Origin of the sequence: Neobacillus drentensis (assembly GCF_036962765.1) — a bacterium.
In the GTDB taxonomy this organism is placed as follows: Bacteria; Bacillota; Bacilli; order Bacillales; family Cytobacillaceae; genus Neobacillus; species Neobacillus drentensis_C.
This window is the reverse complement of record NZ_JBALOS010000081.1, coordinates 1-16585: the sequence shown is the minus strand read 5'-3', so window position 1 is coordinate 16585 and position 16585 is coordinate 1. Positions and strand designations below refer to the sequence as shown.

Here is a 16585-nt window from a genome sequence, read left to right as displayed (position 1 = left end):
CATCATCTCAAAGTCTTGTATTAGATTCTATTAGTGTGAAGTCAGGAGTGTAATTATTGTCAAACTATCCCAAAGCCTTGCAAACATTTGTAGATCCTTTCCTTTTTCAAATATTTGTGGACCATAATGAAGGTGATTGGAAAATGCCTTTTGAGTGGCATGATTCCTTAGAAATTTTTTATACCTTGAAGGGGAAAGGACATTACTTTATAGAGGATAAATTTTATACGTTTCAAGAAGGTGATATGTTTATTATCGGCAACAATGAATTACATAAAAGCCAACTAATTGACGGGGAACCATTTGAGGCTTTAATTATCATGTTCCACCCTAAAATAGTTCGTATGCTACAAACAGATAATCAGTATGATCCGCTTACAATATTTAAGGAACGTCCACCTGGTTTTTCACACCAAATGAAGATGAATCAAGATGATCAGATCATTTTTGATATGATTAGGAAACAACTTCAAACAGAGTTTGAGTTAAACCGTGACGACTCGATGTGTAGTATCGTAAGTTTATTGAATTGGCTTCTTGTACTAATAAACAGACAATATGAGAAGGAAAAACAATTACCTTCTTTAAATCCTAAATACTCTTTTAAATTAAATAATACCATTTCAAAAGCTTTAGAGTACGTGAACGAAAATTTTTATAAAGACCTTAAACTTTCTGATTTAGCAGAAAACCTTTTTGTCAGTCCATCTTATTTAAGTAGAGAATTCAAGCGTATTACAGGATTTACTCTAATCGAATTTATCACATCAAAAAGAGTCAGACATGCAAAAAATTTGTTAACGCATTCGTATTTACAAATTACTGATATTGCAAGTCAAGTTGGCTATAACAATGTTACTCATTTTCACTTGGTATTTAAAAAAATAGTTGGAATGAGCCCAGGAGAATATCGGAAGTATGTTAGTAAAATAGATTAATAGTTTGGAGGATCATTTATTTAAATTGAATTTAAAAAAGTATTGAAATATCAATCGTATTTAAATATAATCGAAATAAGGTAAGCGCTTTCCTTTGGTGTGAGGAAGATGGAATTGGTTATGCTTTTATTATAATGGAAGTTCTCCATCACGAAAATTTGTTAACATTAAGACCAAAATTATAAAATTGAGAAAAGCACTTCGTGGTATATGAATTTAAAGCACGAAGAGGAGTATACAGATGAAACCAACCATTTATGATGTAGCTAAGGAAGCGAATGTGTCCATTGCAACAGTTTCCAAAGTAATAAATAATACGGGCCGAATCAGTGAGAAGACGAAAAACAAGGTCCTAGAAATCATGGAAGAACTCGAATATCAGCCGAGCAGTTTAGCTGCAGCTTTAACGGGAAAGAAAACGTTCACCATTGGAGTGCTTGTTCCCGATATCGCCAACCCTTTCTTTGCTGAAGTAGCCCGGGCGCTAGAAAACAATGCACGGGAAACTGGCTATGCGCTCATCTTGTGCAGTACAGATTATCAACGGGAACGCGAGAATGACTATTTGGAGCTCCTTGTTAAAAAACAAGTTGACGGCATAATCATTGCAACGGAACCTAAAGATCTGAAGAAATTCAAAAACCTTCACAATCGGAATATTCCTTTCGTCATGTTTTCTTTTGACCATCTTGCATTAGAATCAAACGTTGTTACTACCGATGATGTAAAAGGGGGGTATCTTGCGGGCCGTTACTTATTGGAAAAAGGGCATCAGAATATAGCCGTCATTACAGAAGCAGAACGTGCAAGCGGTCAATTACGTTTAGAGGGGTTTAAGCAGTCGCTCGTTGATGAAGGAATTAACATTGATAACACTTTAGTTATCCAGGCAAAATCTAAAATTGAAGAAGCAAAAAAAGCGGCGCATCAAATATTGGAGTTGGATACCTTGCCAACAGCGGTGTTTGCTACAACAGATTTAATTGCTGTGGTCTTTATAAATGAAGCACGGAAGGCGAAATTATCGATTCCGCATGATATATCGATCATTGGCTTTGATAACACGATCTACGCCGAAATAGCAGACCCTGGGTTAACGACCATTGCACAGCCTATTTCTGATTTGGCCAGTTATGCCATTCAGCAGCTGATGGAATCGATTGAAAAGCCAGGTATGCCTACTCACCGTATTATGCTTACCCCAACACTTGTAGAACGCGAGTCCGTAAGAAATATTAATAGATATCATTCATGAACCATAAGCGACCGAACTATCGGAAGCTTTTCATTATCACTTTTGGTTAAGCGCTTTACTGATATTGACCTTTATTCTTTAAAAAACTGTAAGATTAAGTATAAAAAGAGCAATATTTTATTAGAGAGAGCGCTTAACCATTTATGTTTGATCGTAAAAAAGGGAGGATTCAGTAATGACATTGACTGTAGGAATAATCGGAGCTGGACGTATTGGGAAAATACATGTTGATAATTTGAGAGGCATTCCACGCCTTAGAGTAAAAAGTGTTTCAGATGTAGCAATCGGACATCTTGAATCATGGGCAAAAGAGAAGCAAATAGAAGTTTTGACAACAAGTTACCTTGACATCCTAAATGATCCGGAAATTAATGCTGTATTTATTTGTTCGCCTACCAATACACATGCAAACATTATTAAAGAAGCTGCAACAGCAGGAAAACATATTTTTTGTGAAAAACCAGTCAGTTTTACTGTGGAAGAAACGGAAGAAGCACTTGCAGCTGTCGAAAAAGCTGGTGTAAAGCTTCAAGTTGGATTCAATCGCCGATTTGATCCAAACTTCCGTAAAATCCGTGAACTCGTCCAAGATGGTAAAGTTGGCCAGCCACATATTTTACGCATCACATCCCGTGATCCGGAGCCACCAAGTGTTGATTACATAAAGTCGTCAGGCGGATTATTCATGGACATGACGATACATGATTTTGATATGGCCCGTTATATTATGGGCAGTGAGGTTGTGGAGGTTTCTGCAACCGGGGCGGTACTGGTAAATCCAGCTATTGGTGAAGCCGGTGATATTGATACTGCTATTATTACGTTAAAGTTTGCAAACGGCGCTCTTGGCGTTATTGAAAACAGTCGCCGTGCTGCCTATGGATATGACCAGCGCTTAGAAGTGTTTGGTGACAAGGGTGCCGCACAAGCGGATAACAATCGCGCTAACAATGTGGAGCTTTCCACTGCGGAAAGTGTTTTTAAAGAGAAACCACTATACTTTTTCCTAGAACGCTACACACAAGCCTATACCGATGAGGTAACCGAGTTTGTTACTGCCATCCTTGAAAATCAACCAGTAAGCTGCAGCATTTTTGATGGCCTCCAGGCAGAGAGGATTGCCCATGCGGCTAAAAAGTCGCTTGCAATTGGAGCGCCAATTCAGTTGCAACAGGTTGGTCAATCGGCAACTGTCTAGTATTAGGAAACTAAACGGAAGGATGGAAGTTATATGAACCCGCTCAGATTTAATCAAGACCGCCCCCTCGATCTTATTGCAGTGGGCCGGCTATGCATTGACTTGAATGCCAATGAGACGAACCGTCCGATGGAGGAAACACGAACGTTTACGAAGTATGTTGGCGGTTCACCTGCAAATATCGCGATTGGTTCAGCTAGGCTTGGCCAGAAGACTGGTTTTATCGGAAAAGTATCGGACGACCAAATGGGCCGTTTCATTACAAATTACTTAGAAAAGAATTCGATTGATACAACAGGTGTGAAGATTGACCGGACAGGAGCCGTAACGGGCCTTGCTTTTACAGAAATCAAAAGCCCAGTAGATTGCAGTATTTTGATGTACCGAGACAATGTAGCGGATTTGAAGCTGCACCCATCTGAAGTGGATGAAGAGTATATTAAACAGTCAAAGGCACTATTAATCTCTGGAACTGCGCTTGCAAAAAGTCCGTCTCGTGAGGCTGTATTTGTTGCACTAGAATATGCAGTTAAACATGACGTAACGGTATTCTTTGACCTTGACTACCGTCCGTACACTTGGACGGATGAAGCAGAAACAGCTGTTTATTACAACTTGGTAGCTGAGAAATGTGATGTCATTATTGGGACTCGAGAAGAGTTTGACATGATGGAAAAACTGTTAAATAGTGTGGAATCAGATGATCAGTATACAGCTTCTCGCTGGTTTTCATACCGTGCCGAGCTCGTTGTGATTAAACACGGAGGCGCAGGGTCGATTGCTTACACAAAAGATGGAGCATCCCACAGAAGCGGTATTTACCGGACGAATGTATTAAAAACCTTTGGTGCAGGGGACTCCTACGCATCAGCATTCATTTACGGACTCATGAATGGGCAGTACGTATCAGAAGCGATGAAAATGGGAAGCGCCTCAGCATCGATTGTCATTTCCCGTCATAGCTGCTCAGATGCGATGCCAACACACGAAGAACTTCTTAGTCATATGGAAACAGCAGTTTATGAACTTGCTTAAAAGTGAGATTAATAGATTTTTAAATAGAAAGGATGATTCTCAGATGACAGCGACTACTGTAAAAACCTTAAAAAACTATATTGGCGGCGAATGGGTAGAGTCAACATCAGAAAAAACTGAGGTAGTTTATAATCCCGCAACGGGAGAAGAGCTTTCTATCGTACCACTCTCCACAAAAGAAGAAGTTGATCATGCTGTTCAGGCAGCAAATGAAGCATTTAAAACATGGTCTCAAGTTTCCGTTCCAAAACGTGCACGTATTCTTTTCAAATACCAGCAGCTTCTCGTGGACAACTGGGATGAACTAGCAAAGCTCGTTACAAAAGAAAATGGAAAAAGCTATTCAGAAGCCTATGGTGAAGTCCTTCGCGGTATTGAATGTGTGGAATTTGCTGCAGGTGCACCGACATTAATGATGGGTAAACAGCTTCCTGATATTGCAACCAATATCGAATCCGGCATGTACCGTTATCCGATTGGTGTTGTTGGTGGTATTACGCCGTTTAACTTTCCAATGATGGTTCCTTGCTGGATGTTCCCGCTAGCGATTGCTTGTGGAAATACATTCGTATTAAAGCCATCAGAGCGAACACCGATTCTTGCAGCCCGTCTTGCAGAATTGTTTGAAGAAGCAGGGCTTCCAAAAGGTGTATTGAATATCGTAAATGGTGCACATGATGTGGTAAATGGGCTTCTTGAACATAAGCTTGTTAAAGCGATTTCGTTCGTCGGATCACAGCCGGTTGCCGAATATGTATACAAAACGGGTACAGCTAACCTAAAGCGTGTTCAGGCACTTGCTGGTGCAAAAAATCACTCGATCGTATTAAAAGATGCCAATCTTGATGTAGCAGCAAAAGAAATTACTAGTGCTGCTTTCGGTTCAGCAGGTGAGCGCTGTATGGCGGCTGCTGTTGTGACAGTCGAGGAGTCTATCGCTGATGCGTTGCTTGCGACACTTAAGCAGGCTGCCGATGAGATTGTCATCGGAAATGGACTTGATGAAGGAGTCTTCCTTGGACCAGTTATTCGTGAATCTCACAAAGAACGTACTCTTGGTTATATTGAATCAGGAGTTGAGCAAGGGGCAACGCTCGTCCGTGACGGTCGTGAAGACGATGCAGTAAAAGGAGAAGGCTACTTTGTTGGTCCAACTATCTTCGATCATGTGACCCAAGAAATGAAAATCTGGCAGGATGAAGTTTTTGCGCCAGTACTTTCCATTGTCCGTGTTCAAGATTTGACAGAAGCAGTAGATTTTGCAAATGCATCACCATTCGCAAATGGCGCCTGCATCTATACAGACAGCGCATCAGCTGTCCGTCAATTCCGTGAAACCATCGATGCAGGTATGCTTGGTGTTAATGTGGGTGTTCCGGCTCCAATGGCGTTCTTCCCGTTCTCAGGCTATAAGGATTCTTTCTACGGTGATCTACATGCGAATGGAACGGATGGAGTCGAATTCTACACAAGAAAGAAAATGCTAACAGCTCGATATGTAAAGTAATTCTAGAAATAAAAGGGAAGTAGTGGGATGGAGACAGTCCGTGCTGCATCCCTTTTTCTTTTTTGAAAAAAAGCCATATCTTTCTGGATGAGAGGGGATTAAATAGTGGGTACGATTCGATTAACAACAGCACAGGCGCTTGTAAAATTTTTAAATGCTCAATATGTAGAGTTCGATGGGAATCAACAACGGCTTATCAAAGGCATTTTCACGATTTTTGGTCATGGAAATGTGCTAGGACTTGGTCAGGCATTGGAAGAAAATCCTGGAGAGTTAGAAGTCTATCAAGGCCGGAATGAACAGGGAATGGCGAATGCAGCGATGGCTTTTGCCAAGCAGAAACATCGTAAACAGATTATGGCCTGTACTGCTTCGGTCGGACCGGGATCAGCCAATATGGTGACGTCTGCAGCAACGGCAACCGCGAACAATATTCCTGTTCTTTTGCTTCCTGGTGATGTGTTTGCCTCCCGACAACCTGATCCAGTATTGCAGCAAATTGAACAGACTCATAATCTATCTATTTCCACGAATGATGCCTTCCGTGCCGTGAGTAAGTATTGGGATCGTGTCAATCGTCCAGAGCAGCTAATGTCTGCACTCTTGAACGCGATGCGTGTGTTAACCAATCCAGCCGATACTGGTGCGGTGACGATTGCGCTGCCACAGGATGTACAGGGAGAAGCATGGGATTATCCAGAACGATTCTTTGATAAGCGAGTTCATCGAATCGAGCGCCGTCAGCCGTCGACTGAAAGTGTCCACGATGCAGTGAAACTCATTCAAACGAAGAAGAAGCCTTTACTAATATTAGGCGGAGGCGTGCGCTATTCTGAAGCCGCTGATAGTTTCTTACAATTTGCTGAAAAATTCCATATTCCTTTTGGTGAAACACAGGCAGGGAAAAGCGGTGTGGAAAGCACACATTCACTAAACTTAGGCGGACTTGGCGTTACAGGTAATTCGGCGGCGAATTCCATTGCACAAGAAGCGGATTTAATTATTGCGGTAGGCACTCGCTTTACTGATTTTACAACAGCTTCTAAGCAATTGTTTGGTGAGGCAGCCATTTTGAGCATCAATATTTCAGAATTCCACGCAGCGAAATTAGATGCAGTGAGTGTGGTTGCTGATGCGAAGGCAGGGCTTGAGGCGATTTCTAACCAACTTGGAGACTACGTTTCCGGATATGAAAATGAAATCGTGGAAGCGAAGCGTGTATGGGGGGAAGAATTAAATCGTCTTTATGGCATTACATATGGAGAAAACTTCATCCCGGAAATCGCAGGTCATTTGGATGAAAAGCTGTCTGAATATAAGGAAGTTCTTCATTCCGAACTAACCCAGACACGTGTGATTGGCAAGGTGAATGAGATGCTTGATGACAATGCCGTGATTGTTGGGGCGGCGGGAAGTTTGCCAGGCGACCTGCAGCGGATGTGGGTATCGAAAACACGTAACACCTATCATATGGAATACGGCTATTCTTGCATGGGTTATGAGATTGCCGGCGCTTTAGGTGTGAAGTTGGCAGAACCAGACAAGGAAGTGTATGCGATGACTGGGGATGGAAGTTATCTGATGCTACATACTGAACTGGTTACTAGCCTTCAAGAAGGTAAAAAAATTAATGTTATCCTGTTTGATAACTCTGGATTCGGCTGTATTAACAATTTGCAAATGGGAAATGGCATGGGCAGCTTTGGTACAGAATTCCGCAAAAGGAATCAAGTAACAGGAAAATTGGACGGCCCGGTCATGGCAATTGATTATGCCAAGGTAGCAGAAGGCTACGGAGTAAAAACGTATTCTGTTCGGACAATGGAGGAACTTGAAGCAGCCGTGAATGATTCGAAAAAACAAGCGGTCAGTACGCTGATTGACATCAAAGTACTTCCTAAAACGATGACAAATGGCTATAACGCTTGGTGGAATATAGGTGTAGCGGAAGTTTCTAAAAACGAAGGCATCCAAGCCGCCTATGAAAGAAACCAAACAAATCTAAAAAAAGCACGTGCTTATTAAGAGGAGGAACGAGGATGTTTGAGGGAAATCAAGTTAAGTTGGCGATTGCGCCAATCGGATGGACAAACGATGATATGCCAGAGCTTGGCGGTGATGTGACATTCGAGCAATGTATTAGTGAAATGGCGCTTGCAGGATTTTCCGGCAGCGAGGTCGGCAATAAATACCCTCGAAATCCTGAGGTTTTACAAAAAGCATTGTCAATTCGGGGCTTAGAAATTGCGAGTGCTTGGTTTAGCAGCTTTTTAACCTCTAAACCATACGAGGAAACAACAAGGGAATTTATCAAACATCGAGACTTTTTACATGAAATGGGTGCGGAAGTTATTGTCGTTTCTGAACAAGGCAATAGCATTCAAGGGCAAATGGAGACAGCGCTATTTGATCATAAGCCTGTTTTTACAGAAGGAGAATGGCAGCTTTTAGTCAAAGGGTTACATCTTCTTGGCGACCTCGCAGCTGAAAAAGGGATGAAAATTGTCTATCACCATCACATGGGTACAGGGATCCAAACGACAGATGAAATTGACCGCTTGATGGCGGAAACGGATCCTAATAAAGTATCACTTCTATACGATACGGGCCATCTTGTTTTTTCTGGTGAAGATCATTTACACGTACTAAATAAACATTTGAGTCGTATTCATCATGTTCATTTAAAAGACGTACGAATAGATGTGGCTAATAAGATTCATGAAGGGAAATTGAGCTTTCTACAAGCCGTTAAAGATGGAGTATTTACGGTGCCTGGAGACGGAGTCATTGACTTTAAACCAGTTTTTGAAGTATTAGATGCTGCTGGTTATAAAGGCTGGTTTGTTGTAGAGGCTGAACAGGACCCTGCAGTTGCTAACCCATTTGAATATGCATTAAAAGCACGAAAATATATTCGTGAAACGAGTGGACTGTAAAGGAGAACGACCATGACATTAGTAAAGATGAAAGAAATCTTGGCACACGCTGAGGAGAATCAATACGGTGTAGGTGCCTTCAGTGTAGCGAATATAGAAATGGTGATGGGAGACAATATAAATGTATGAAAAACTTGGTGAATTCAAACATGGCTATACCACGATAGCTGATATGGAAAGCAAACATCCTGATATGATGCAGGATATTGGTATTTACACGTTGGCTGAGGGTGAAGTTGAGTCGCTTTTTGACGGTAGCAAAGAAACTGCCATCCTTCTTCTTGAGGGAACTGTCCGCATAGAATGGAACGGCGAATCCCGTGAGATAAAGCGCGACAGTGTATTTGAAGAAAATCCGTGGTGTCTGCATGTACCAAAAGAGGTAGAAGTGAGGGTCACTGCACTTAAGAGCAGTGAGATACTTGTTCAAAAAACGGATAATGAGAAACTATTTGAAGCGAAGTTATATACTCCGGAGGATTGTGGGAGCACGATTGCTGGTGAAGGAGTTTGGGACGGAACGGCAGAGCGTGTGATCCGTACTATTTTTGATTATAATAATGCTCCTTATTCCAATTTGGTAATTGGAGAGGTTATTTCCTACCCTGGCCGCTGGTCCAGCTATCCGCCGCATCATCATGACCAGCCTGAGGTATATTACTACCGTTTTGATAAGCCTCAAGGCTTTGGATGTGCAATGGTTGGGCCCGAAGCTTATCGTGTCGAACATAACAGCTATATTACGATTCCAGGTGATCTTGACCATCCGCAAGCAACTGCACCAGGTTATGCGATGTACTTCTGCTGGATGATTCGCCATCTCGAAAACAATCCTTGGACTGACCGGATCATGGAGGAAGAGCATAAATGGCTGCTCGAGCCAGACGCGAAAATCTGGCCAGAAAAATGAGATTGTAACCACCTTTCATAAAAAAATTTATCTTCTATGAAAGTAGTCTAAAAGTCCATATAAGGCCGACTATTTACAAGCTGTAAATAGTCGGCTTTTATTTATGTGAAAAAATGGAGATGGTGATTTTCTTGTTTGCTCAGTCCTTGGCAAACGTTTTTTTTCTAGGCTACATTTTCTTTTTCACGTAATCATTGCGATACTTAGCAGGTGATACGTTCATCATCGAAGTAAATACGCGTGTAAAGTAATGCACTGACCCAAAGCCGGTAACATCAGCTATCTCTTTAATAGGAATGCTTGTCATTTCAAGCAGGCGAGCTGCCTCCTTTACCCTTTCCTTACGAATATAATTGGAGAAACTTTCACACAGCTCATTTGAAAAGAGCCTTGATAAATGACGACTAGAAATGTGAAGGTAGTTGGCAACATGTTCTAGCTTTAATGGTTCTGATAAATTATCACGAATGAACAGCTTTGCTTGATATAAATGGGTTGGAGAACTATTAAAGATTTTTTCTTGACTTCGACATCTCTGATTTGCTTCGGAAAACATAGTGTTAAAGGAAAGTATGAGTGTGTGTGCCATATTAGTAATGAAGTTAAAATCGTTGGTACCGCCGTTTGAGGTGTAATCTACCAATGCCCTCCATATTAAGGAAGTTGGGGAATCATCAGCAACACTGACACAAATCTTATTTGTTTTCGCCAGTAGATTAAACATGCTGATGGCCTCATCCTTTGATTTTTCATGTAAAATCTCGAAAGCAACATAAACAAGAAAAAGTCCTGTTTTACTTAATATTTGGTGTTGAATGTTTGGGCGGGATAAAAATACTGTACCTTTCTTTAACGTATATTGTTCATCCAAGTCTTTATATAGTCCTTCTCCACTTAGAACATAACAAACTTCAAAAAATGAATGCTTATGTAACGGATTGTTAAATTGCTCCGGGGTAACGCCCCAATAATGAACCTTAAAGGCAATATCTTCTCCAAACGGCCACAATGCATATTGATTCAAAATTCCTTCACTGAGTTGACATGATTGGACAACCAAAAATATCCCTCCGATGTCTTCATAAGACAAAAAAGTAGCCTATTATGATAAAGACTGAAATTACTTAATTTTTTAAAATTATAACAAGTATTCTATCAATCTTAAAGGAGGAAAATATCATGATAACGTTAAAGGATGCTGATTTTTACAAAGAAAATGGATACTTGCTTGTTAAAGGGGTTTTTACTAAAGATGAAGTAGAGCAAATGAAAAATGCGGTCGAACAGATTATTCAACGTGCAGCAAATACAAAACTTGATCGAAATCATGCTTGGCAAGGGGAGTATAACCCAGCAAACGAGTTAAAAAAACTTGTTTTAAAAGGGTTTCATGACGTTCATTATCATGATGCATCTTTCTCCAGAGCTATTATCCATCCAAATATGGTGTCGATTTTGCAAAAGCTTATCGGACCGAATGTGCAATTACATCACTCCAAAATGCTGGTTAAACCACCTGAAAAGGGAGCAGCTTTTCCAATGCATCAGGATCATCCGTATTTTCCACATGAAAGTCATACCATGTTGGCTGCTAGTGTTCATCTGGATGATGCAGACTTGGAAAACGGATGCCTGAGGGTAATACCGAAATCTCATAAAGAAGGATCAATCCCTCATGTAGGGTGTCACTACTTAAATCATAAGGAATATCCGATTTCCATAGGGACTCCGTGCCCTGCCGAAGCAGGCGACGTTCTGTTTTTTAATTATTTAACCATACACGGTTCGGATAGTAATCGAAGTAACCGGCCGCGTAGAAATGTATTATTCCAATATCGTGATCCATCGGATAAACCGGCTGCCGATGTACACGTGAACTGGGGGCAAGGCTTGATGGTCTGTGGAGAAAATCCAACCTTCCGTGATTATCAGGCTGATTTTGCCTCGAAAGTAGAGAATGGATAGTTGATAGCAACAATTTTGGTCGAAACACACATACTTTCGTTTCTTCTAGGTCCAAACTATCGATGTACTGTCGAAGAGATTGGTTTTTAGATTGATGGAAATGATAAAATGGAGATGCTGTTTGATATTTTTAGGGTGATGGTTGTTACACTTAATCTCTGACAACCATCGCGCCGACGGTAGAGGCTGTAGGGAGAAGTGTTACCAGCACTTCTCTTTTTAATTTTATACCCTTTATACACAGAAAAATTCCTGCATAAAAGATATAAATAGGTAAGTTTAGGAAGATTAAGCATTTAACTATTCGGAGGATATAAAAATGTTAATAGAGAAAATAATAAAATTTGAAAATAATTTTGCAGAGGTTCAATCTAAAGTTATAGAAAAACCTTTTGGTAAAATCTTTTATGATAAAAGTAATCCTTTATCATATGATAGTAATCATGCATTCATTAATGATGATTCTGACTATGAATTCGCAATAAAAGAGATTGTGAATTTTTATCAATCAATAGATATAACTCCACAAGTGTATACATTCTCAAGAAATAAAAGTAAAGTTGGTCAATATTTAGAAAGTAAAGGATTTAAGAAATCACTAGATGAAATTTGTTTCTTTGTCCAAAAAAATAAAAAAATAATAGATATTCCTCAGACCCTTCATGTTAAAAGGTTAAACCATATAGATGAAACAATAAATGAATTACTCTGCTCTGATAAAGAACAAGGTGAGTGGGGGTATAAATCTCTGTTAAAGTCGATAGATAAGGAAAATTTTTATTTGTTTGGTGGATACGTTGATGGAGAATTAGTTTGTATAGCTTCTTTGTACCACAAGAATGATATTTCTAGGGTAAATGATGTATTTACTAAAAAAGATAAAAGAGGTAAGGGTTATGGCAGCCAATTAATTAACTTTATTACTGATTTTAATGATAAGACACTAAAAACAGTAAGTTATTTATATGCTCACAATCCTAATGCAATAAAAGTTTATAAAAAAGCTGGATATGAGGAAATAAATGCAATTGTGAGAGGTTGTTACTGGTTAGAATAATACCCATCCCAGTCATGCCCAATTAGAAGTAATCAGTTTTTATCAGCTGGCAGGGGAGAAACGTGTCTGTCATCAATCTGTCCTATTTAGGCATCCGCATCATTCTGCACCCTTAAAGCACTTAACTGATAGAAATTTCGGAATATCAATTCTAGACACAAATAGGTCGAATAGGTGCATTTTCTTTTTCAGATAATTCTTTTACTATTTTCTTAAACGTTTTAATTTAAAGAATTGAAGGGAAGGATTATTATGTTTGAACCTGTAACAGTAAAACATACATCTCCATTAAGTCCTGAACAAGTGAAACAATATGAAGAAGACGGCTATTTAGTCATTAGGAATGGTTGTAGCAATGATTTGATTGAAGCATTTAATTCTCATATTTACACCATTCGTTCAACTGAGAAACTTCCAGATTGGGCGCATCCGCGTAAAGGGCATGAAATTAGTGACAAGGATCGTTTCTCGGTGCGTTTGTTTAACCCTCATTTGCACGATGGTTTTTCATTACAAATGATGAAATTGCCAATAATTCGCGATACTTTAGCACAGCTATTAGGCGATGAAGCGGTAGGTATTCAAAGTATGTACTTCTATAAATCTCCAGGCTCTCCGGGACAAGCGGCCCATCAAGATTATTATTATATTGATAACAAGCCTAATACGTTAACAGCCGCATGGATTGCGATGGAAGATGTTGATGAGGAAAACGGTTGTTTATGGGTCATTCCCGGAAGCCACAAGGAAGGATTACTGCCTCATGGAAGAGTAAAGGATGTTAGCGAGCATGAAGCATGGACGGACGAAACGGAAGGCGCAGATTTGTCAAAACAAATACCCGTTGTAATGAAAAGCGGAGATATCGTTTTCTTCCATAACTTATTGATTCATTCCTCTAGGAAAAACCGTACAGATGACAGATGGCGCAGATCTTATGTATGTCATTATATTCGTCATGATTCAACCATTGAAAGAGAAGATTTGAAGAATAAGATTTCTTTATCATAATTAACCTTTATCGAAAAGAAGGAATAGTAATAGAATTTATCGAACGTAATAACTCGATTATTATTTAAGATTAGGGTGAAGAGACGATGAACAATACTACTATTAGGGCGGCTGAGAATCCGCCCCTTTTCATAAAAAATGCCAACGCGGGTTCTATCGTTTATCCTCCTGGGGGTCAGTATGGTCCTCGATTTCAAAATGATTTGCAATTAGTTTTGCTGCATACTGGCTCGATGAATATATACATTGACGGAGTTTCAAATCAGATCCCAATCGGTCATGTTGTATTCTTAAAACCGGGTCATCATGAAAAATTTATTTTCGCTAAAGAGGAAGAAACCTGGCATCGCTGGATAACGATTACTGCAGAGTCTCTTAGCGAAAAAATGTTAGACGAATACGAAAGTCTTCCTTTATACATTCCTATCTCTGATAAAATGAATCAATTAATGAGCCTAATGATGGCGATTCACCGTGATCATTCCGAAGATAACCATGAAGTAATTTGCTCGTTAGGTCAGTCATCCATGTTGCTTTATATTACGGAATGCCGTAAACAGTACATAAGCAAGGTCCATCCATCAGTACTAATGGCAAAAGAAATCATACATGAGAAATTCCACGAAGATTTGTCGTTAAAGGATTTAGCCGATAAAAGCGGTGTATCCCCGGAACATCTCATTCGTTTATTTCAAAAACTTGAAAATAAAACTCCTATTCAATACTTATGGCAATATCGAATCGAACGCGGGATGGAACTTTTGCGTAATACGGGACTGCCGATTGGGGAAATTGCCTACCAAACTGGATTTAAAACATCGTACCATTTTGCTCGTCTAGTCAAAAAACATGCAGGTAGTACACCTTCCGAAATACAAAAACAAGCTAACAGTTTACTGTGTACTGAGAAGAAAACCGAATCTAGTAATTCAAGTAAGCGTTGAGTTTATCTATAAAAGCCCGGATGGTGAAGATGGACCGGGTAAATATGCAGTGGAGCAAGTCAGAGCGAACGGCTACATCATTTTTGATAAAGTGATTTCCGAAGATAAGATCACTCAATTTCGCAACAAATTTAAGGAGTTGATAATTTGGAATTAAAAATAGTTAAAGCATTGTGGGGAATGACGGAACCGTTAGAAGAGAGCTTTAAAATGATTAAAGAGGCAGGATACTCAGGTGTAGAATCTGTATTGCCAGATAAGGATGTTGAAAATCAATTTAAAGAGCTTCTTGAGAAATATGAATTAGATTATATAACGCAAATATTAACTAGTGGAGACTATTTAGCCTCATTCGAAACACAAGTGGAACGTGCACTTGAATTCAAACCACTTCTAATTAATTCTCACAGTGCAAAAGATGATATGAATTACAATAATCAATTACATTTTTTTGAAAATGCAGTTAAAATTGAAAAACTCGTAAATGTTCCAATTGTTCATGAGACGCATCGAGGTAGATCTATGTATACTCCATGGAACACGGTGAGATTGCTAAATGATGTTAATGATTTAAAAATAAATGCGGACTTTAGCCACTGGTGCTGTGTATGTGAATCTTTGTTAGAAGACCAAACAGAAAATTTGGAAATTGCAATGAATAGGGCATTTCAAATTCATCTTCGTGTAGGATACCCTGGTGGACCTCAAGTGCCTGATCCTAGTGCACCGGAGTATAGAAATGAATTGTTAACACATGAAAAATGGTGGAAACAAATCTATCTAAAACGTCAAAAAGAGGGCCATTCTTTTTTAACAGTTGTTCCTGAATTTGGTCCTCCACCATTTTATATGCATACATTGCCTTACACCAATCAACCTGTAAGTGATTTGTGGACTATTAATCTTTGGATGGCAAATAGATTTAGAGAGCAAATTGAAATGCTTAATGAGGTTTTATAAAAGGGATTCCGCCCCGTCAATAAAGATTTCGCTTCCCGAAATATGGCTGGCTTGGTTGGAAGCAAGGAAAAGTACCAAGTCGGCGACTTGTTCGGGTTTTCCTGATCTGTGTTCCAAAGGCTGATTTCCTTCCGGATATTCTATGGGTATTTGCACCTTTTTCAATTTCTCTTTTTCTTGCCATGTGTTTTCACCAATATTTGTTTCAATGGCACCTGGGCAGACAATGTTTACTCTAATACGATACTTGGCTAGCTCAAGTGCTGCCATTTTTCCAAAGCCCATCTGGCCAATTTTGGATGTACTATACGCAGACATTCCAATGTTTTTATAGATCCTGTTTCCATTAATTGAACTAGTAATAATTATACTCCCCCCATTTGTCTTTAAATGTGGGATTGCATATTTAACAGTTAAAAAAGTGCTCGTTAAGTTATTGGAAATGGTCAAGTCCCATTCATCGAGTTCCAAGTCTTCAATTGGCGCAACTTCCCCATTAATTCCAGCGTTAGCGAAGACAACATCCAGTCTTCCCCACTGATTAATGGTTTTTTTGTAACAGTTCTCTACTTCCTCTGGGTGTGAAACGTTGGCTTCCAATACAAGTGCTTCACTACCCATTTCTTCAATTTGGTTTTTAACTTCTTCCACGTTTTCTTTATGCAAATCTACTAAAGCAATCTTTCCCCCATTTTGAGCAAGCTTTACAGCAGCAGCCCTTCCTATCCCTGAGCCAGCCCCTGTAACTAAAGCAACCTGATTATGAAGTAGTTTCTCCACTAAAAAGCCTCCTAAAAATGATTATGTATATTAATATATCCACTATAGAGATTTTAAACGTAAAAATTTACTTAATCAGGTACAACCTA

Annotated in this window: 15 protein-coding genes and 1 pseudogene; 14 read left to right on the top strand and 2 right to left on the bottom strand. The window is 39.5% G+C overall.

Going from position 1 to position 16585, the window contains the following annotated elements; genetic code table 11:
- The first annotated feature begins 56 nt into the window (after positions 1–56).
- From V7137_RS11850 to V7137_RS11810, 9 genes and pseudogenes are all read left to right on the top strand, one after another.
- On the top strand, positions 57–938 hold the full coding sequence (locus tag V7137_RS11850) for a helix-turn-helix domain-containing protein (RefSeq protein WP_335698276.1): 882 nt from the start codon (positions 57–59) through the stop codon (positions 936–938).
- Positions 939–1179: 241 nt separating this feature from the next.
- Complete coding sequence (locus tag V7137_RS11845; protein WP_335698275.1) at positions 1180–2193, top strand: LacI family DNA-binding transcriptional regulator; 1014 nt, start codon at positions 1180–1182, stop codon at positions 2191–2193.
- 175 nt (positions 2194–2368) lie between these two features.
- The gene (gene iolG / locus V7137_RS11840) at positions 2369–3391 is read left to right on the top strand and encodes an inositol 2-dehydrogenase (protein WP_335698274.1); all 1023 of its coding nucleotides are present in this window, start codon (positions 2369–2371) and stop codon (positions 3389–3391) included.
- Between the two features lie 33 nt (positions 3392–3424).
- Positions 3425–4426 (top strand): 5-dehydro-2-deoxygluconokinase, encoded by a 1002-nt coding sequence (gene iolC, locus V7137_RS11835; protein ID WP_335698273.1) that lies wholly within the window; start codon positions 3425–3427, stop codon positions 4424–4426.
- A gap of 43 nt (positions 4427–4469) precedes the next feature.
- Positions 4470–5933 carry a CoA-acylating methylmalonate-semialdehyde dehydrogenase gene (locus V7137_RS11830; protein ID WP_335698272.1) on the top strand — a complete coding sequence of 488 codons (1464 nt, stop codon included), beginning with the start codon at positions 4470–4472 and terminating at the stop codon, positions 5931–5933.
- Positions 5934–6038: 105 nt separating this feature from the next.
- Positions 6039–7958 carry a 3D-(3,5/4)-trihydroxycyclohexane-1,2-dione acylhydrolase (decyclizing) gene (gene iolD / locus V7137_RS11825; protein WP_335698271.1) on the top strand — a complete coding sequence of 640 codons (1920 nt, stop codon included), beginning with the start codon at positions 6039–6041 and terminating at the stop codon, positions 7956–7958.
- Positions 7959–7972: 14 nt separating this feature from the next.
- On the top strand, positions 7973–8869 hold the full coding sequence (gene iolE, locus V7137_RS11820; protein WP_335698270.1) for a myo-inosose-2 dehydratase: 897 nt from the start codon (positions 7973–7975) through the stop codon (positions 8867–8869).
- A gap of 12 nt (positions 8870–8881) precedes the next feature.
- Positions 8882–8980: pseudogene (locus V7137_RS11815) on the top strand (class II fructose-bisphosphate aldolase); the annotation flags it as partial.
- A 10-nt stretch (positions 8981–8990) separates the two neighbouring features.
- Positions 8991–9779, top strand: a complete 789-nt coding sequence (locus tag V7137_RS11810) for a 5-deoxy-glucuronate isomerase (RefSeq protein ID WP_335698269.1) — start codon at positions 8991–8993, stop codon at positions 9777–9779.
- A 169-nt stretch (positions 9780–9948) separates the two neighbouring features.
- On the opposite strand, the gene V7137_RS11805 is transcribed toward V7137_RS11810, so the two are convergent.
- Entirely contained in the window at positions 9949–10839 is an 891-nt protein-coding gene (locus V7137_RS11805) for an AraC family transcriptional regulator (protein ID WP_335698268.1), read from the bottom strand.
- Between the two features lie 119 nt (positions 10840–10958).
- Here V7137_RS11805 and V7137_RS11800 point away from each other — a divergent pair, with 119 nt between their 5' ends.
- The 5 genes from V7137_RS11800 (at position 10959) to V7137_RS11780 (ending at position 15716) form a co-directional block, all read left to right on the top strand.
- Positions 10959–11744: a phytanoyl-CoA dioxygenase family protein gene (locus V7137_RS11800; protein ID WP_335698267.1), complete on the top strand. Its 786-nt coding sequence runs from the start codon at positions 10959–10961 to the stop codon at positions 11742–11744.
- A 319-nt stretch (positions 11745–12063) separates the two neighbouring features.
- Positions 12064–12801, top strand: coding sequence for a GNAT family N-acetyltransferase (locus V7137_RS11795; RefSeq protein WP_335698266.1), 738 nt, complete (start codon positions 12064–12066; stop codon positions 12799–12801).
- Between the two features lie 252 nt (positions 12802–13053).
- Entirely contained in the window at positions 13054–13812 is a 759-nt protein-coding gene (locus V7137_RS11790; RefSeq protein WP_335698265.1) for a phytanoyl-CoA dioxygenase family protein, read from the top strand.
- 86 nt (positions 13813–13898) lie between these two features.
- Entirely contained in the window at positions 13899–14756 is an 858-nt protein-coding gene (locus V7137_RS11785) for a helix-turn-helix transcriptional regulator (protein ID WP_335698264.1), read from the top strand.
- A 147-nt stretch (positions 14757–14903) separates the two neighbouring features.
- A complete protein-coding gene (locus V7137_RS11780) occupies positions 14904–15716 on the top strand; it encodes a sugar phosphate isomerase/epimerase family protein (protein WP_335698263.1) in 813 nt (270 codons plus the stop codon).
- On the opposite strand, the gene V7137_RS11775 is transcribed toward V7137_RS11780, so the two are convergent.
- Positions 15711–16496 (bottom strand): SDR family oxidoreductase, encoded by a 786-nt coding sequence (locus tag V7137_RS11775; RefSeq protein WP_335698262.1) that lies wholly within the window; start codon positions 16494–16496, stop codon positions 15711–15713. The genes V7137_RS11780 and V7137_RS11775 overlap by 6 nt on opposite strands.
- Between the last annotated feature and the right edge of the window lie 89 nt (positions 16497–16585).